At 65.5% G+C, this 16,589-nt stretch carries 17 protein-coding genes and 1 other RNA gene; 11 read left to right on the top strand and 7 right to left on the bottom strand.

The genetic code is table 11. From position 1 onward, the window contains the following. Positions 1–4: 4 nt before the first annotated feature. From P24_RS12705 to P24_RS12690, 4 genes are all read left to right on the top strand, one after another. Positions 5–616, top strand: a complete 612-nt coding sequence (locus tag P24_RS12705; protein WP_008945135.1) for a glutathione S-transferase — start codon at positions 5–7, stop codon at positions 614–616. 238 nt (positions 617–854) lie between these two features. Beyond that, complete coding sequence (locus tag P24_RS12700) at positions 855–1,304, top strand: cupin domain-containing protein (RefSeq protein ID WP_008945134.1); 450 nt, start codon at positions 855–857, stop codon at positions 1,302–1,304. Between the two features lie 7 nt (positions 1,305–1,311). Then, positions 1,312–2,166, top strand: coding sequence for an SDR family oxidoreductase (locus tag P24_RS12695; RefSeq protein ID WP_008945133.1), 855 nt, complete (start codon positions 1,312–1,314; stop codon positions 2,164–2,166). Between the two features lie 147 nt (positions 2,167–2,313). Continuing rightward, positions 2,314–4,377 carry an elongation factor G gene (locus tag P24_RS12690; protein ID WP_008945132.1) on the top strand — a complete coding sequence of 688 codons (2,064 nt, stop codon included), beginning with the start codon at positions 2,314–2,316 and terminating at the stop codon, positions 4,375–4,377. A 190-nt stretch (positions 4,378–4,567) separates the two neighbouring features. Here P24_RS12690 and P24_RS12685 read toward each other — a convergent pair whose 3' ends face one another. Together P24_RS12685 and ssrA are read right to left on the bottom strand one after the other, a co-directional pair. After that, positions 4,568–5,083 (bottom strand): SspB family protein, encoded by a 516-nt coding sequence (locus P24_RS12685; protein ID WP_040707646.1) that lies wholly within the window; start codon positions 5,081–5,083, stop codon positions 4,568–4,570. Positions 5,084–5,196: 113 nt separating this feature from the next. Continuing rightward, positions 5,197–5,575: a transfer-messenger RNA gene (gene ssrA / locus P24_RS19825) on the bottom strand. 98 nt (positions 5,576–5,673) lie between these two features. Here ssrA and P24_RS12680 point away from each other — a divergent pair. Further along, positions 5,674–6,468, top strand: a complete 795-nt coding sequence (locus P24_RS12680) for a thymidylate synthase (RefSeq protein WP_008945130.1) — start codon at positions 5,674–5,676, stop codon at positions 6,466–6,468. A 13-nt stretch (positions 6,469–6,481) separates the two neighbouring features. Here the strand turns inward: P24_RS12680 and P24_RS12675 are convergent, their stop codons facing one another. After that, on the bottom strand, positions 6,482–6,769 hold the full coding sequence (locus tag P24_RS12675; RefSeq protein WP_008945129.1) for a GIY-YIG nuclease family protein: 288 nt from the start codon (positions 6,767–6,769) through the stop codon (positions 6,482–6,484). A 216-nt stretch (positions 6,770–6,985) separates the two neighbouring features. Between P24_RS12675 and folA the strand changes: the two genes are divergently transcribed. The 6 genes from folA to P24_RS12645 all read left to right on the top strand — a co-directional run bounded on the left by folA (position 6,986) and on the right by P24_RS12645 (position 13,475). Then, entirely contained in the window at positions 6,986–7,495 is a 510-nt protein-coding gene (gene folA / locus P24_RS12670) for a type 3 dihydrofolate reductase (protein ID WP_008945128.1), read from the top strand. A gap of 23 nt (positions 7,496–7,518) precedes the next feature. Then, positions 7,519–9,231, top strand: coding sequence for a SulP family inorganic anion transporter (locus tag P24_RS12665; RefSeq protein WP_008945127.1), 1,713 nt, complete (start codon positions 7,519–7,521; stop codon positions 9,229–9,231). Between the two features lie 184 nt (positions 9,232–9,415). Then, on the top strand, positions 9,416–10,594 hold the full coding sequence (gene hflK / locus P24_RS12660; protein ID WP_008945126.1) for an FtsH protease activity modulator HflK: 1,179 nt from the start codon (positions 9,416–9,418) through the stop codon (positions 10,592–10,594). An 11-nt stretch (positions 10,595–10,605) separates the two neighbouring features. After that, positions 10,606–11,487, top strand: coding sequence for a protease modulator HflC (gene hflC / locus P24_RS12655; protein ID WP_008945125.1), 882 nt, complete (start codon positions 10,606–10,608; stop codon positions 11,485–11,487). 76 nt (positions 11,488–11,563) lie between these two features. Then, a complete protein-coding gene (locus P24_RS12650; RefSeq protein ID WP_040707661.1) occupies positions 11,564–11,749 on the top strand; it encodes a DUF2065 domain-containing protein in 186 nt (61 codons plus the stop codon). 211 nt (positions 11,750–11,960) lie between these two features. Beyond that, entirely contained in the window at positions 11,961–13,475 is a 1,515-nt protein-coding gene (locus P24_RS12645; RefSeq protein ID WP_008945123.1) for a DegQ family serine endoprotease, read from the top strand. Positions 13,476–13,542: 67 nt separating this feature from the next. On the opposite strand, the gene folE is transcribed toward P24_RS12645, so the two are convergent. The 4 genes from folE to ilvN form a co-directional block, all read right to left on the bottom strand. Next, on the bottom strand, positions 13,543–14,184 hold the full coding sequence (folE, locus tag P24_RS12640) for a GTP cyclohydrolase I FolE (RefSeq protein WP_051013141.1): 642 nt from the start codon (positions 14,182–14,184) through the stop codon (positions 13,543–13,545). A gap of 204 nt (positions 14,185–14,388) precedes the next feature. Continuing rightward, on the bottom strand, positions 14,389–14,781 hold the full coding sequence (gene apaG / locus P24_RS12635; RefSeq protein WP_008945121.1) for a Co2+/Mg2+ efflux protein ApaG: 393 nt from the start codon (positions 14,779–14,781) through the stop codon (positions 14,389–14,391). A 160-nt stretch (positions 14,782–14,941) separates the two neighbouring features. Then, positions 14,942–15,961 carry a ketol-acid reductoisomerase gene (gene ilvC, locus P24_RS12630; protein WP_008945120.1) on the bottom strand — a complete coding sequence of 340 codons (1,020 nt, stop codon included), beginning with the start codon at positions 15,959–15,961 and terminating at the stop codon, positions 14,942–14,944. A gap of 62 nt (positions 15,962–16,023) precedes the next feature. Next, positions 16,024–16,563, bottom strand: coding sequence for an acetolactate synthase small subunit (gene ilvN, locus P24_RS12625; RefSeq protein WP_008945119.1), 540 nt, complete (start codon positions 16,561–16,563; stop codon positions 16,024–16,026). Between the last annotated feature and the right edge of the window lie 26 nt (positions 16,564–16,589).

Here is a 16,589-nt window from a genome sequence, read left to right as displayed (position 1 = left end):
CCCCATGAAGCTGCGTTATTCCCCGACCTCGCCCTATGTGCGCAAGGTCATGGTGCTGGCCATCGAGGCCGGCATCGACGGCAAGATCGAGAAGGACAAGACCGCCGCCAGCCCGGTGGAGCGCAACGAATCGCTCTATGCCGACAACCCCATCGGCAAGGTGCCGTCACTGACCACCGATGACGGCATGACGCTCTTCGATTCGCCGGTGATCTGCGAATATCTGGATGCCGAGCATGCCGGTGGGAAGTTCTTCCCGGCCAAGGGCAAGGCGCGCTGGGTGGCGCTGCGCCAGCACGCCATCGCCGACGGCCTGCTCGATGCAGCCTTGCTGGCGCGCTATGAGGGCTTCATGCGCCCGCAGGAGCTGCGCTGGGATGCCTGGCATGATGGCCAGAAGGGCAAGGTGAAGAGCGCGCTGGACATGCTTGAGAAGGAAGCCGCCGACCTTAATGGCCCCGTTACCATCGGCCAGATCGCGGTCGGCTGCGCGCTGGGCTACATGGATTTCCGCTACGAGGCGGACAAGTGGCGCGAAGGCCGGCCAAACCTCGCCAAATGGTATGAGGGCTTCTCCGCCCGCCCGTCCATGCAGGCGACTGTCCCGCCGAAGTGAGGGGGAGGTAAGGTGCCAATTCAGAACTTGATTTGACGCCAGACCGTCGCACCTTTTCTCAGGCCGTCACCCCCGCACTTGTTGCGGGGGTCCAGGGTTCAGCCAGCACGGGCGATGCCGGCGCGAGCCGAGGCCTGGATTCCCGGGACAAGCCCGGGAATGACGGTTTGAGTGAAAGTGCGATGCCCCGCGTACAACACCACCCCACCTGCACACGAAACACCGCCGGGAGAGCCCCATGCAGGACCGCGACGCCGACGCCATCATCCGGCATCTGGGGCTGGAGCCCCATCCGGAAGGAGGCTATTTCCGCGAGACCTTCCGCGACGTGCCGGCGGACGGCTCGCGCGGGGCGCTGACCTGCATCCATTACCTGCTGAAGGCCGGCGAGTTCTCGGCCTGGCACCGAGTCACCGACGCCACCGAGATCTGGCATTTCCAGGCCGGCGCGCCGCTGGTGCTGACCCTGTCGCCGAACGGTCACGATGCCGAGGCGCACCATCTGGGCAATGACGTGCTGGCCGGGCACCGCCCGCACATCGTCGTGCCGCCGAACTGCTGGCAGACCGCTGAGAGCCTGGGGCACTGGACGCTGGTTGCCTGCACCGTGGCGCCGGCCTTCGATTTCGCCGGCTTCGAGATGGCGCCACCGGACTGGCGGCCTGTCCCGCGCCCTTCGGGCCGCTGACGACGCCATGGCGGGCCATCTGTTCTGCTTCGGCTTCAGCTACACGGCGGAGTGGCTCGCCAGGACGCTGCTGCCGGAGGGCTGGAAAATCGCCGGCACCGCCCGCGAGGCGGACAAGCGCGCGGCGATGGAAGCACGCGGCATCGCCGCATACCCCTTCCCCCTGCCCGACCCGGCACAGGCGCTGGCGGGCGTGACCCATATCCTGTCCTCCGTCCCGCCGCGCGACGGGCACGATCCGGTAGTGGCCACGCATGATGCGGTACTGCGCAAGCTGCCCAACCTCGCCTGGGCCGGCTATCTCTCCACCACCGGGGTCTATGGCGACACCGGCGGCGCCTGGGTGGACGAGGACAGCCCGCTCGCCCCCTCCACGCCCTCCGGCAAGGCGCGGGTGGCGGCTGAGGCCGAATGGCAGGCGCTCAATATTCCGCTGCATATCTTCCGCCTGTCCGGCATCTACGGACCGGGGCGCAGCGCCATCGACCAGCTGCGCACCGGTACTGCGAAGCGCATCGTGAAGCCGGGGCAGCTCTTCAACCGCATCCATGTTGCGGATATCGCGCAGGTGCTGGCCGCCTCAATGGCGCGCCCCGATCCGGGGGCGATCTACAATCTGGCGGATGACGAGCCGGCCTCCTCGGCCGATGTCGTGCTGGAGGCCAGCCGCCTGCTAGGCGTCGAACCGCCGCCGGAGATCCCGCTGGAGCAGGCCGGCCTCGGCCCGATGGGGCTGGCCTTCTATTCCGAGACCAAGCGCGTGCGCAACGAGCGGATCAAACGCGATCTCGGCATCACTCTCGCCTGCCCGACCTACCGCGAGGGGCTGGCCGCCTGCCTTGCTGCCGGGACACAGAATTAGAATTTTCTGATTTTCTTCCTTGCATCCCCTATCCCCGCCTGCTGACATAGGCGTTCATCAAGAAAGATGCGTCCCGCTCCGCCGTCCCCGGCGCGCTTCGGGAACGATGAAGAAGCGGGCCGCCGGCATTTGCCAAGGGAGGTGGCCATGGTCGCAAGAACCGAACGCATGCCCATCGACACGCCGCGCTGCGCCGTGCTGGTGGGTCCCTATCTCAGCGGCAAGACATCCCTGCTGGAAAGCCTTCTGGCGGCCTGTTGCGCCATTCCCCGGCAGGGCAGCGTGAAGGATGGCAACAGCGTCGGCGACGCCTCGCCCGAGGCCCGCGCCCGGGGGATGAGCGTGGAGCCCAACATCGCCCATGCGACCTATATGGGCGAGCCTTGGGTGTTCGTGGACTGCCCCGGCTCCATCGAATTCGCGCAGGATTACCGCAACGCGCTGCAGATCGCCGATGTCGCCGTGGTGGTGTGCGAGGCCGACCCGGCGCGCGCGCTGACCATCGCGCCCATCCTGAAATATCTGGATGACGAGGATATCCCGCACCTGCTGTTCGTGAACCGGATGGACGAGAGCACGGGGCGCGTGCGGGACCTGCTGGCCGCCCTGCAGGCGCATTCCCGGCGGCCGCTGGTGCTGCGCCAGGTGCCGATCCGCGAGGGCGAGCACATCACAGGCTATGTCGATCTGGCGAGCGAGCGGGCCTATCGCTACCGGCCGGGCCAGCCCTCCGACCTGATCCAGCTGCCGGAGACCGCGCTGGCGCGAGAGCAGGAGGCCCGCGGCGAGATGCTGGAGGCGCTGGCCGATTTCGACGACGGGCTGCTGGAACAGCTGCTGGAAGACATGGTGCCGGAAACGCACGACATCTACCGCACGCTGGCGAAGGACCTGCAATCCGACCTGATCGTCCCGGTGTTCCTGGGGGCGGCGGAGAAGAACCACGGCGTACACCGCCTGCTGAAGGCGCTGCGGCACGAGGTCTCCGACGTGACCCACACCGCCGGGCGCAAGGCGATCCCGCCGGAGGGCGAACCGCTGCTGCAGGTGTTCAAGACACTGCACCTCGCCCATACCGGCAAGCTGTCGCTGGCCCGGATCTGGCGCGGCAGCGTGAAGGACGGGCAGATGCTGACCGGCCCGCACGGGCAGGCGCGCATCAGCGGCCTCTATCACCTGCTGGGCTCTAATCTGGCGAAGATACCGGAGGCTGGCCCCGGCGATGTGGTGGCGCTGGGCAAGCTGGAGCCGGTCGCCACCGGCGATGTGCTGACACCCGCCGATCATCCTGCGGACGCGCCCGACTGGCCGGCCTCGCTCGCGCCGGTCTATGCCATGGCGCTGCATGCCGCCAACCGCAATGACGAGGTGAAGCTGTCGGGCGCCCTGCAGAAGCTGGTGGAGGAAGACCCCTCACTGACCGCCCGGCATGACGAGGATACCGGCGAGCTGCTGCTGTCCGGCCAGGGCGACATCCATCTGCAGATCGCCGCCGACCGGCTGAAGGGCAAGTATAATCTGGCGGTGACGCTGGCCCGCCCGCAGGTGCCCTACAAGGAGACCATCCGCCGCAAAGCCGAGCAGCATGCAAGGCACAAGAAGCAGAGCGGCGGCCATGGCCAGTTCGCCGATGTGAAGATATCGATCCAGCCGCTGCCTCGCGGATCGGGCTTCCAGTTCGTGGACAGGATCGTCGGCGGCGCGATTCCGCGCCAGTACATCCCCTCCGTCGAGGAAGGGGTGCGCGAGTTCATGACGCACGGGCCGCTGGGTTATCCGGTGGTCGATGTCCAGGTGACGCTGCATGACGGGCAGTTCCACAGCGTGGACAGTTCCGACATGGCCTTCAAGCTGGCCGCCCGGCAGGCGATGGCAGAGGGCATGCCAGCCTGCGAGCCGGTGCTGCTGGAGCCGATCCTGTCGGTCGCCATCGCGGTGCCGAACGAGTTCACCTCGAAGGTGCAGCGCCTGATCACCGGGCGGCGCGGGCAGATCCTGGGCTATGATGCCCGCGCCGGCTGGGAGGGCTGGGACGAGGTGCAGTGCTACATGCCGCAGGCGGAAATCCACGACCTCATCATCGAGCTGCGCTCGGCGACGCTGGGCGTGGGCAGCTATAGCCAGCGCTTCGACCATCTGCAGGAACTGACCGGCCGGCTGGCCGACCAGGCGGTCGCGCGCTCATCACACGGAGCGGTCGCCGCGCAGTAGGCGCTTACCCCAACCTGGACCCCCGGGCTTGTCCCGGGGGTCCAGGCCTCCGCCCGCACCGACCTTGCCAGTGCCGGCGATGCCCGAGCCTCCTTAAATGTGGACCCCCGCAACAAGTGCGGGGGTGACGAAGGAGGATAAGAGGAGAGCAAGGCTCACCCCTTAGGGTGGGGTGCAGACGGGACGTCGGCTATTTCTTGCGGAATTTGTCCAGCGTCACGACATTGGCGCCATTCTCGGAGGCCGCGTTTGCCTCCGCCGGTTCCTCGGCGGCTGCCTCCGGCGCGGCTGCCGGCTTCTCGGCGGGTGTGAAGGCGGCCACGCCTTCCGGCGTCTCCTGCGCCTGCGCCTCCTCAGCGACCTGGAACTGCAGGCCGAACTTCACCGACGGATCGACGAAGCCGGTGATGGCGGTGAAGGGGATCGACAGCTTCTCATGCACATCGTTGAAGCTGAGCAGAACCTCGAAGCGGTCCTCCGTCACCTTCAGCCCCCAGAACTGGTGCTGCAGGACGATGGTCATCTCGTCCTCATACTTCTGGCGCAGGAAGGCGGGGATATCCACGCCTGCCAGCTGCGTCTTGAAGGTGATGTAGAAATGATGATCGCCCGGCAGGCCGTTGATCGCGGCCTCTGTCAGCGCGGTCCGGACGACGCTGCGCAGCGCCTCCTCAACCAGCCTGTCGTATCTCAACTGATCCTGCACCTGTCGATTTCGCCCGGTTGGATGGCCCGCCTGCCCGAAAGGGCCGGCCGGCGGATTACGGCCAGCACGCTCGGCACCAAGATCGGGAATGGAGCCACGCGGCAACGAAAGTAAGTGGAGGGCTTCTGTTGCCCGGTGCCCTCCGAACCGCGCCTTACCTTAGCAAGATAAGGGCTTAAGGGTGGTTACCCAGACCGCAATTAAGCGGCGAGGGCGACCTGCTTGGAGTTGTCGTTCGCAACTACTAGCTTGGCCCGATAACGGTGGTACCATGCCGGGAGAAACTTACGCCTTTACTACACACGTCGATCCTGTTTCGCCCCCAGAGGGATGCGCCAGCCCACATATCCGTAAACGGGCGCATCTTGTAAACTGGTGGAGGCGCCGGGTACCGCCCCCGGGTCCGTAATGCTTATTCCGCGAAAGGTTTATCCCCATAGCCGGTTTCCCGACGCCTTAATAATAGGTATTCCGAGGGCGGAACGAAAGGGGTAACCACTTACTTTTTATGGGGGCTGCATCGCGGCCAAACACCATATATAGTAATGGCAGGCTCCACAGACCCAAGACATCGCTTCCAAGGCAGTGCCATGCAGACCTATCTCGACCTCCTGCGCCATGTCCGCCAGACCGGCACCTACAAGTCCGACCGCACGGGCACCGGCACCTACAGCGTGTTCGGCTACCAGATGCGCTTCGACCTGGCAGAAGGCTTCCCGCTGGTCACCACCAAGAAGCTGCATGTGAAGTCGATCATCCATGAGCTGCTGTGGTTCCTGCAGGGCGACACCAACATCGCCTATCTGAAGCGCAATGGCGTTTCGATCTGGGACGAATGGGCGGACGAGAATGGCGAGCTGGGGCCGGTCTATGGCCATCAGTGGCGGTCCTGGCCGACGCCGGACGGCGGCAGCATCGACCAGATCAGCCAGCTCATCGCGCAGATCAGGGCCAACCCGGATTCCCGCCGGCTGATCGTCAGCGCCTGGAATGTGGCCGAGGTTGGAAAGATGGCGCTGCCGCCCTGCCACTGCCTGTTCCAGTTCTATGTGGCGGACGGCAGGCTGTCCTGCCAGCTCTACCAGCGTTCCGCCGACATCTTCCTGGGCGTGCCGTTCAACATCGCCTCCTACGCGCTACTGACAATGATGGTGGCGCAGGTGACCGGGCTGAAGCCGGGCGAGTTCATCCACACGCTGGGCGACGCGCATCTCTATGCCAACCATGTGGAACAGGCCGATCTGCAGCTGACCCGCGCGCCCTACCCACTGCCCACCATGCGGCTGAACCCGGATGTCGGCAGCCTGTTCGACTTCGTCTATGAGGATTTCGCGCTGGAGAACTACCAGGCCCACCCGCACATCAAGGCCCCGGTGGCGGTGTGAGAGGCGGTGTGAGTTAGGCGTTCAGCGTCTCATATAGATCGCGCCAGTCCGGATTGGTGCGGTCGATCAGGTTGAGCTTCCAGTCCCGCTTCCACCGTTTCATTGCCTTCTCCCGCTGGATCGCGTCAGCGGCAGTGTCGAACATCTCGTAGTAAACGAGGCGCGAAACGCCATGGCGCTTGGTAAAACCGTCCGCCGCCCCCGCCTTGTGTTCGTGGACCCTTCGCGCAATGTCGTTGGTCACACCGATATACAGGGTGCCTTGCTCTCCGCTTGCGAGGATATAGACGAAGAAAGCCATCTTGGATTCCAAGCTTTCATCTGCGGTGGGCTCGCTCAATTATCGGCTACATACTCTATCCGTCACCCCCGGGCTTGTCCCGGGGGTCCAGGGTCCAGCTTATACCGGCGGTGCCTAAGCGAGCGGAAGCCTGGATTCCCGGCACAAGGCCGGGAATGACGGTCAGAGAAACACCAAGGTTTAAGCGAAATCGCCCTAAAATCGAAAGGTGCCACCATGATCTTCTCCGCCATTGCCGCGATGGCGCGCAACCGGGTGATCGGCCAGGATAACGGCCTGCCCTGGCGACTGCCGGGCGACCTGAAATTCTTCAAGGCCATGACACTGGGCAAGCCGGTCGTCATGGGCCGCAAGACCTTCCAGTCCATCGGCAAGCCGCTGCCCGGCCGGCCCAACATCGTGGTGACACGCGATCCCGGTTTTGCAGCCGAAGGCATCCACATCGCCCGCGACATCGGCACCGCCCTGGACCTTGCCGCCAGTCTGGCTCGTGAGACCGGCGCGGAGGAGGTCATGGTGATCGGCGGGGCGGAGATATACGCCCAGGCCCTGCCCCGGCTCGACCGGCTGTACCTCACCGAAATCGACGCGGAAATTGCCGGCGACGCGCATTTCCCGGAGATCGAGCCCCGCGCCTGGCGCGAGGCTGACCGCACGAATCCTGTATTGGATGAAGCCTCCGGCCTGTCCTACTGTTTCGTGACCCTACAAAGAGTAGGGACTTAAGCACTTTTCAGAAAGCCGCCCTCATGGCGCAAGACCCTGCGGCGCCGCCGCCTGCCGACCCTGCCAGAAGCCGCAGCAGCTTCACCCCGAAGCTGGTCACGGCGCTGCAGGAAGGCTACGGGTTCGGTAAGTTCCGCCAGGACGCTATCGCCGGGCTGACCGTTGCCATTGTCGCGCTGCCGCTGGCCATGGCGCTGGCGATCGCCAGCGGCACCACGCCGGAGCGCGGGTTGTTCACCGCCATCATTGCCGGCTTCCTGATCTCCGCGCTGGGCGGCAGCCGGTTCCAGATCGGCGGCCCGACCGGCGCCTTCGTGGTCGTGGTGTTCAACGTCATCGACCGGCATGGCTATGACGGGCTGGTGATCGCCACCATCATGGCCGGCATCATGCTGCTGGCCTTCGGCCTGCTGCGCTTCGGCACCTACATCAAATATGTGCCGCAGCCGGTGGTGACCGGCTTCACGGCGGGCATCGCCGTCATCATCTTCTCCAGCCAGGTGCGCGACCTGCTGGGGCTGGAGATCGAACGGCTGCCGGCCGATTTCCTGCATCAGTGGGAGGCCTATCTCGCGCATCTGTCGAGCGTCAACTTCGCCGCTGTCGGGCTGGCCGCGCTGACGCTGGCGATCATCCTCGGGCTGAAGCGCTGGCGGCCGCGCTGGCCGGGCTTCCTGATCGGCGTGCTGGCCGGCACGCTGCTGGCCTTCGCGCTGGGCCTGCCGGTCGAGACCATCGGCAGCCGCTTCGGCGAGATTCCCAACATGCTGCCCAGCCCCAGCCTGCCCGACATGTCGCTGGAGCGCATCCGCATCCTGCTGCCCGACGCCTTCACCATCGCGCTGCTGGCCGGCATCGAATCGCTGCTCTCCGCCATGGTCGCCGACGGCATGACCGGGCGACGCCACCGCTCCAACGGCGAGCTGATGGCGCAGGGCATCGCCAATATCGGCTCGGCCATGTTCGGCGGCATCCCCGCCACCGGCGCCATCGCCCGCACCGCGACCAACATCCGCTCCGGCGCTGTCAGCCCGGTCGCCGGCATGCTGCACGCCCTGTTCCTGCTGGTGTTCATGGTCGCGCTGGCACACCTGATGGTCTATGTGCCGCTGGCCTGCCTCGCCGCCGTGCTGGTAGTGGTGGCCTGGAACATGAGCGAGGCCGACCGCTTCCGCCATCTGATGAAGGCGCCGCATGGCGACCGGCTGGTGCTGCTGCTGACCTTCGGCCTGACCGTGCTGGTGGACCTGACCGTAGCAATCCAGGTCGGCATCGTGCTGGCCGCCATCCTGTTCATGGTGCGCATGGCCGAGGCGGTCGAGGTGCAGGGCGGCGTCAATCCTCTGGCAGACGACGATGACGAGGATGAGGACAGCAACGAGCGCGAGAACCTGCCGCCCGGCGTCGAGGTGTTCCTGATCCGCGGGCCGCTGTTCTTCGGCGCGTCGGGCCGGCTGACCGATGTGCTGGAGCGCGTCGGCGCGACGCCGAGAGTCTTCATCCTGCGGCTGCGCCATGTCCCGCTGATGGATGCCAGCGGCGCCGGAACGCTGGACGCCTTCCTGAAGCGCTGCCAATCCCAGGGCACGACCGTCATCCTGTCCGGCCTGCAGCCGCAGCCGGCCGGACTGATGGCCCGCATGGGGCTGATCCGGGACGGGGCAGGCGCCCCGGTTGTGGCAGCCGATTACCGCAGCGCCGTGGCAGCCGCGCGGACGCTCATCGGTGGGGACTGAAAGGCGTCAGCGCGCCGATCTTTCAGCCGCAGCGCATTGAAAACCGGCGGCTACAGCCAATATCCCGGAGGGTCGCGGCGCAACTCTTGCGCCCTGCGGGTGCCTTTCTCTGGAAACGCCCGATGGGATCGCGTAAGGATGGCGGGCGCGACAAAGGAAAAACAGGCCAGGCTGGGAAACAAGAATGCCTTGGAATAGCAATCAGGGGGGCGGCCAGGGCGGCGGCCCTTGGGGTAGTGGCGGCGGCGGCGGCAATGGCGGCAGCCCGTGGGGCCGTCCGGGTGGCGGCGGCGGTGGTGGCGGCGGTGGTCCGCAGCCCCCCAATATCGAAGAACTGATCAAGAAGGGTCAGGAACGCTTTCAGAACATGATGCCGGGCGGCTTCGGCAACACCAAGGGCATCATCCTGGTCCTGCTGGTGGCCGTGGCGCTGTGGGGTGCCAGCGGCTTCTACCGCGTGCAGCCGGATGAGCAGGGCGTGGTCCTGCGCTTCGGCGAATGGGTGCGCACCACCGGCCCCGGTCTGAACTATCACCTGCCCACCCCGATCGAGAGCGTGCTGACTCCGAATGTCACGCGCGAAAACCGCATCGAGATCGGCTTCCGCTCGTCGGGCGATTCCGCCGGCCGCGCCGGCGTCAGCCGCGACGATCCCGAGGAAAGCCTGATGCTGACGGGCGACGAGAACATCGTCGATATCGATTTCGTCGTGTTCTGGCGCATCAAGGATGCCGGCCAGTTCCTGTTCAAGCTGCGTAACCCGGACCTGACCGTGAAGGCAGTGGCGGAAAGCGTGATGCGCGAGATCATCGGCCAGACGCCGATCCAGGTCGCGCTGACCGAAGGCCGACAGGTGATCGAGGTGCGCGCCACCGAGAATGCCCAGCGCCTGCTGGACGATTATCAGTCCGGCGTCGAGGTGCGGCAGATCCAGCTGCTGGCGGTCGATCCGCCGGCCCCGGTCGTGGACGCCTTCAACGAGGTGCAGCGTGCCCGCGCCGACAAGGAGCGTGTGCGGAACGAGGCAGAAGCCTACCGGAACGACATCGTGCCACGCGCCCGAGGCGATGCGGAGCGGCTGATCCAGGAAGCCCGCGCCTACCGCGAGGAGGTGGTCAACCGCTCCCAGGGTGACGCGCAGCGCTTCCTGTCGGTGTATGAGGCCTATTCCAAGGCCCCGGACGTCACGCAGCAGCGCATCTATATCGAAACCATGCAGCAGATTCTGGGCAACGTGCAGAAGGTCATCATCGACGACAAGGATGGCGGCCAGGGCGGCGTCGTGCCGTATCTGCCGCTGCCGGAAATCCAGAAACGTACCGGCCAGGGCACATCGACCGCCCCGGCGGCGAACCGGAACTGAGGGAGGACGCCATGCCACGCAATTTGCTTGCGATCCTGGGCGGCCTGATCGTCGTCGCCGGTATCGTTGCCTCCAGCGCGCTGTTCACCGTGCATCAGACCGAGCAGGTGCTGGTGCTGCAGTTCGGCGAACCCAAGCGCGTCGTGAAGGAGCCGGGGCTGCATGTGAAGCTGCCCTTCATCCAGAACCTGCAGCGCTATGAGCTGCGCGTGCTGGACCTCGATCCGCCGCGCCAGCAGGTCATCCTGGTGGACCAGAAGCGCCTCGATGTGGACAGCTATGCACGTTTCCGCATCACCGATCCGCTGCTGTTCTACCAGTCGGTGGGCAATGAGTTCGGCGCCCGCCAGCGGCTGACCGCGATCATCAACTCGTCGCTACGCCGGGCACTCGGTAACGCCAACCTGACCGACATCCTGTCGGCCAACCGTGACGCGATCATCACCCAGATGACCAGCGAGGTGAATGCCTCGGTCGAGCGGCTGGGCCTGCAGATCGTCGATGTCAGGGTGCGTCGCGCCGACTATCCGGAGCAGACCAGCCAGGCGATCTACAACCGCATGCGTTCCGAGCGTGAACGGGAGGCGAAGGAAGCCCGCGCCGAAGGCTTCGAGCTGGCCCAGCAGATCCGCGCCGATGCCGACCGCCAGCGTGTCGTCATCATCGCCAATGCCGAGCGTGAAGCGCAGATCGTTCGCGGTCAGGGCGATGCCGACGCGATCAACATCTACGCCGAGGCTTTCAGCCGGGACCAGCAGTTCTTCTCCTTCTACCGCAGCATGGAAGCCTACCGCGATTCGCTGGGCCAGGACGGCACCACCATGGTGCTGTCACCGAACAGCGACTTCATGCGCTTCTTCAACAGCATGAGCGGCACGGCCACGCCCCGCTAAGGTTGAAGGCAATGTTTCCTGGCGCGGCGGTGGCCATCCGGCTCCGCCGCGCTATTTTTTTTGATTGGATACCGGTGTGACCGACCTGCTGACGGCCATTGCCCTCATGATCGCCCTGGAAGGGATACTTTATGCCCTGTTCCCCGGCGGCATGCAGGCCATGATGCGCATCGCCATCGCGCAGCCGCCGGCAAACCTGCGGCTGGCCGGGCTGCTGGCCGCGGCGGTGGGTGTGCTGCTGGTCTGGTGGATACGCGGTTAGCTGCGGCAAGCGTGCCGCAAATGGCCCCACAAATGCCCAAAACGGATTGGGGTATGTCTTAATTTGACCATATGTGAAAAGCTGAATAGCGGACATGCGACGCCCTCCGATGCGTCGAACCGCCATCGGGCTTTCCGGTCAGGTCAGGAACGATACCAGCCATGACCGGGTTCCCGACTTTCCTGTGACGAAGGACAAGAGAAGGCCTCCCATGAGCAATCGTCTGGCGTTCCTTCCCGGTACAAGCGCGCAAGCAGACGGGTCGTCCCGCCGCCTGTCCGCGAACCGGTTTTTCGCGACCCTGCTGGCCCTCGCGGTGCTGGTCCAGGCCGTGCCCGCCCTCGCCCGCCCGGCGCCCGACAGCTTCGCCGACATGGCCGAGAAGCTGCTGCCGGCGGTCGTGAACGTTTCCACCACGCAGACCGTGCAGTCCTCCCCCCAGGACGTGCCGGAGATGCCGCAATTCCCTCCCGGATCGCCGTTCGAGGAGTTCTTCCGCGACTTCTTCGATCGCCAGCAGCGGCCGAACCAGCCGCGTCGCGCCACCTCGCTGGGCTCCGGTTTCGTCATCGATGCCTCCGGCTTCATCGTGACCAACAACCATGTCATCGCGGACGCCGACAAGGTGACGATCCGCATGCATGACGATGCCGAGTTCGAGGCGGAGATCGTCGGCCGCGACCCGAAGACCGACCTTGCCCTGCTGAAGATCAACCCCGGCGATTATAAGCTGACCGCTGTGGGCTGGGGCGACAGCGACGCCAGCCGCGTCGGCGACTGGGTGCTGGCCATCGGCAACCCGTTCGGCCTGGGCGGCACGGTGACCGCCGGTATCGTCTCGGCACGGGCCCGCGACATCAATGCCGGCCCCTATGACGATTTCCTGCAGACCGATGCCTCGATCAACCGCGGCAATTCGGGCGGCCCGATGTTCAACATGTCGGGTGAGGTGGTCGGCATCAACACCGCCATCTACTCGCCGTCCGGCGGCTCCATTGGCATCGGCTTCGCCGTCCCCTCGGCGCTGGCCAAGCCGGTCATCGAGCAGCTGAAGGAATATGGCCGCACCCGCCGCGGCTGGCTGGGTGTCCGCATCCAGATGGTGACCGACGAGATCGCCGAGAGCCTGGGCCTCGACAAGGCGCGCGGCGCGCTGATCGCCAGCGTCACCGAGACCGGCCCGGCCGACAAGGGCGGCATCAAGGCTGGCGACATCGTGCTGAAGTTCAATGGCCAGAACGTCCCCGACATGCGCCGCCTGCCCCGCATCGTGGCCGCCACCAAGATCGACGAGGACGTGCCGGTCGAGATCTGGCGCGACGGCAAGAAGCTGACCGTGCAGGTGAAGGTGGGCGAGCTGGAGGAGGCCGAACAGGCCGGCCTGCTGGACCCGACCAAGCCGGCCGATTCCGGCGCCGTCAACCGCACGGTCGATTCGCTGGGCCTCAGCCTCACTGGCGTGACCCCGGAACTGCGCCAGCGCTTCGGCCTTGCCGACACCGCCAAGGGCGTGCTGGTGACCGAGGTGAAGCCGAACAGCCCGGCGGCCGAAAAGGCCATCCAGCCCGGCGACATGATCGTCGAGGTCAGCCAGGAGGAGGTGAACAGCCCGGCCGAACTCGTCGAGAAGGTGCAATCCGCGCAGAAGGCCGGCCGCAAGTCCGTCCTGCTGCTGGTCAACCGCAAGGGCGAGATGCGCTTCGTCGCGGTGCGGATCGAGGGCTAGGCCCCACAACCGCGCAAAAGAAAAGGCCCCGCTCCGGCGGGGCCTTTTTCGTTCCGGCGTGTATCCCTTACAGGGCAGCACTGCTCTGCGGGTTGCCGATCATCGTCAGGAACTCGCGGCGCGTGCTGGCATTGGCGCGGAAGGCGCCCAGCATGCGGCTGGTGACCATGGAGGTACCGTGGGTGTTCACCCCGCGCGAGGTCATGCAGCCATGCTCGGCCTCGATGACAACGGCCACACCCTTGGGCTCAAGCACATCGTTGATGGTGTTGGCGATCTGCGCGGTCAGCCGCTCCTGGATCTGCAGCCGGCGCGCATAGGCGTTCACCACCCGCGCCAGCTTGGAGATGCCGACGACACGGTTCAGCGGCAGGTACGCGACATGGGCGCGCCCGACGATGGGCGCCATGTGATGCTCGCAATGCGACACGAAGCGGATGTCGCGCAGCAGCACCATCTCGTCATAGCCGTCGGTCTCGTCGAAGGTGCGCTTCAGCATCTCTACCGGATCGACCGCATAGCCGCCGAACCATTCCTCATAGGCCTTGGCGACGCGCTTCGGCGTGTCCAGCAACCCTTCGCGCGCCGGATCGTCGCCGGCCCAGCGCAGCAGTGTGCGCACCGCCGCCTCCGCTTCTTCCCGCGACGGACGCTCGACACCGGATACCGAACCGAGAGCGAGCCGGCTGGCCTCGACGGACGGCTTCATGATGTTTTCGTTCATGGCATGCCTTTTCGGGTCATGGTCACCGTCCGGGCCGGAGCGGGAGTACTCAGGCGCATTCTGGCAGACGGCATCTCCTTCATATGTCGTCGAAATGGCGCCCGGTCATGGGGCTTCAAGCGCATATGAAGAAAAACTTTTATTTTTCAGTAACTCGTGAACCACCGGATGGTTCGCTGCGTATATGGCCTAATTCAGCCGGACGGGCTGGTGCGGACTGTCCAGCGAGAAGGCCGGCACATCGATGTCGAAATGGCTGCCATCGCCGGCTTCCATCGTATAGGCGCCGACCATGATGCCCGAAGGCGTGCTGAGCGGCGTGCCGCTGGTATATTCGAAGCTCTCTCCTGGGCGCAGCACCGGCTGCTCGCCGACGACGCCATCGCCGCGCACCTCCTGGGTGCGGCCCAGCGCATCGGTAATGCGCCAGAAGCGGCGGCGCAGCTGCACCGTCTCGCTGCCCTCATTCTCGATCTTCACCTGATAGGCCCAGACATAGTGATTGTCGGACGGGGTGGACTGGTCCTCCAGATAGATGGGCCGCACGGTGACGCTGATCGATCGGGTGGTCTGCTTGTACATGGCCTCTTCTCCGGGCGCGGCGATCCGTGGCGCCGCCTGCCGTCTTGTCGATCCATATTTAAAGCCGGAAGGCGCTTTGTCCAGTAAACCCGGCCATTCCCGAACGGCAAAGGGCCCGGGACGGTGCCCGGGCCCTCGCCAATCCGGCTGACGGAACGGATCAGTTCTTGGTCTTGTCGACGAGGCGGTTCTGGCCGATCCACGGCATCATCGCGCGCAGCTTCTCGCCCACTTCCTCGATCGGATGGGCGGCGGCCTTGGCGCGGGTCGCCTTGAAGGAGGTCTGGTTGACCTTGTTCTCCAGCATCCAGTTGCGGGTGAAGATGCCCGACTGGATGTCGTTCAGCACGCGCTTCATCTCGGCCTTGGTGTCGGCGGTGATGATGCGCGGGCCGGTGACATACTCGCCATATTCGGCGGTGTTGGAGATCGAGTAGTTCATGTTGGCGATGCCGCCCTCGTAGATCAGGTCCACGATCAGCTTCACCTCGTGCAGGCACTCGAAATAGGCCATCTCCGGGGCGTAGCCGGCTTCCACCAGCGTCTCGAAGCCGGCGCGGATCAGCTCGACTAGGCCGCCGCACAGCACGACCTGCTCACCGAACAGGTCGGTCTCGCACTCTTCCTTGAAGGTGGTCTCGATGATGCCGGCGCGGCCGCCGCCGATGGCGCAGGCGTAGGACAGGGCGATTTCCAGCGCATTGCCGGAGCTGTTCTTGTCCACCGCAACCAGGCAGGGCACGCCGCCGCCGCGCTGATATTCGGAGCGCACGGTGTGGCCCGGGCCCTTCGGCGCGATCATGAACACGTCCAGGTCGGAGCGCGCCTCGATCAGGTTGAAATGGATGTTCAGGCCATGCGCGAAGCAGATCGCCGAGCCCTTCTTCATGTTCGGCGCCAGTTCGGCATTGTAGATATCGGCCTGCAGCTCGTCCGGGGTCAGCATCATGACCACGTCGGCATCCTTCACCGCCTCGGTCGGGGTCTGCACCTTGAAGCCGGCGGCCTCCGCCTTCTTCGCCGTGGCGGAGCCGGCGCGCAGTGCGACGACGACGTTCTTCACGCCGCTGTCCTTCAGATTGTTGGCGTGGGCATGGCCCTGGCTGCCGTAACCGACGATGACAATCTTCTTGTCCTTGATCAGATTCACGTCGGCATCGCGATCGTAATAGACCCGCATGGTGTAGTTCCTTCGTTTTCGACTGGGTTGGGGTTGATGGCGTTGCCGCCGTACTGGTTGGGTTAGATTCCGTCCGCCGTGGCGTCGCGCTGCATGCCCATGGCAATGTCGCTGCCCCGCGAGATCGCGACCACGCCGGTGCGCGACACCTCCACCTTGCCCAGCGCCACCATCAGCTTGATGAAGGCGTCAAGCTTGCCGGCGGTGCCGGTCAGCTCGAAGGTGAAGCTCTCCAGCGTGCTGTCCAGCACGCGGGCGCGGAAGGTGTCGGCAATGCGCAGCGCCTCGATGCGGTCCTCGCCGGTGTTGGCGACCTTGATCAGCGCCAGCTCGCGCTCGACATGCTCGCCATCCGCCGTCAGGTCGGCGACCCGGTGGACCGGCACCAGCCGGTCGAGCTGCGCCTTGATCTGCTGGATGATCATCGGCGTGCCGCTGGTGACGACGGTGATGCGCGACAGGCCACGCGCCGTATCGACCTCGGACACGGTGAGGCTCTCGATATTGTAGCCGCGGCCGGAGAACAGGCCGATCACCCGGGCGAGCACGCCGGGCTCGTTATCCACCAGCACGGCGATGGTATGGCGTTCGATGGCTTCCAAGAATCAGGCTCCAGAATGGGCCGCTC

The organism is Oceanibaculum indicum P24 (assembly GCF_000299935.1).
In the GTDB taxonomy this organism is placed as follows: Bacteria; Pseudomonadota; Alphaproteobacteria; order Oceanibaculales; family Oceanibaculaceae; genus Oceanibaculum; species Oceanibaculum indicum.
The sequence above is the reverse complement of the archived record's forward strand: the minus strand, read 5'-3'. Positions and strand labels throughout refer to the sequence as shown.

Excerpts from the sequence above, each read along its gene's own strand:
- P24_RS12705 (WP_008945135.1), top strand. The coding sequence starts at position 5 with ATGAAGCTGCGTTATTCCCCGACCTCGCCCTATGTGCGCAAGGTCATG.
- P24_RS12700 (WP_008945134.1), top strand. The coding sequence starts at position 855 with ATGCAGGACCGCGACGCCGACGCCATCATCCGGCATCTGGGGCTGGAG.
- P24_RS12695 (WP_008945133.1), top strand. The coding sequence starts at position 1,312 with ATGGCGGGCCATCTGTTCTGCTTCGGCTTCAGCTACACGGCGGAGTGG.
- P24_RS12690 (WP_008945132.1), top strand. The coding sequence starts at position 2,314 with ATGGTCGCAAGAACCGAACGCATGCCCATCGACACGCCGCGCTGCGCC.
- P24_RS12680 (WP_008945130.1), top strand. The coding sequence starts at position 5,674 with ATGCAGACCTATCTCGACCTCCTGCGCCATGTCCGCCAGACCGGCACC.
- P24_RS12675 (WP_008945129.1), bottom strand. The coding sequence starts at position 6,769 with ATGGCTTTCTTCGTCTATATCCTCGCAAGCGGAGAGCAAGGCACCCTG.
- folA (WP_008945128.1), top strand. The coding sequence starts at position 6,986 with ATGATCTTCTCCGCCATTGCCGCGATGGCGCGCAACCGGGTGATCGGC.
- P24_RS12665 (WP_008945127.1), top strand. The coding sequence starts at position 7,519 with ATGGCGCAAGACCCTGCGGCGCCGCCGCCTGCCGACCCTGCCAGAAGC.
- hflK (WP_008945126.1), top strand. The coding sequence starts at position 9,416 with ATGCCTTGGAATAGCAATCAGGGGGGCGGCCAGGGCGGCGGCCCTTGG.
- hflC (WP_008945125.1), top strand. The coding sequence starts at position 10,606 with ATGCCACGCAATTTGCTTGCGATCCTGGGCGGCCTGATCGTCGTCGCC.
- P24_RS12645 (WP_008945123.1), top strand. The coding sequence starts at position 11,961 with ATGAGCAATCGTCTGGCGTTCCTTCCCGGTACAAGCGCGCAAGCAGAC.
- folE (WP_051013141.1), bottom strand. The coding sequence starts at position 14,184 with ATGAAGCCGTCCGTCGAGGCCAGCCGGCTCGCTCTCGGTTCGGTATCC.
- apaG (WP_008945121.1), bottom strand. The coding sequence starts at position 14,781 with ATGTACAAGCAGACCACCCGATCGATCAGCGTCACCGTGCGGCCCATC.
- ilvC (WP_008945120.1), bottom strand. The coding sequence starts at position 15,961 with ATGCGGGTCTATTACGATCGCGATGCCGACGTGAATCTGATCAAGGAC.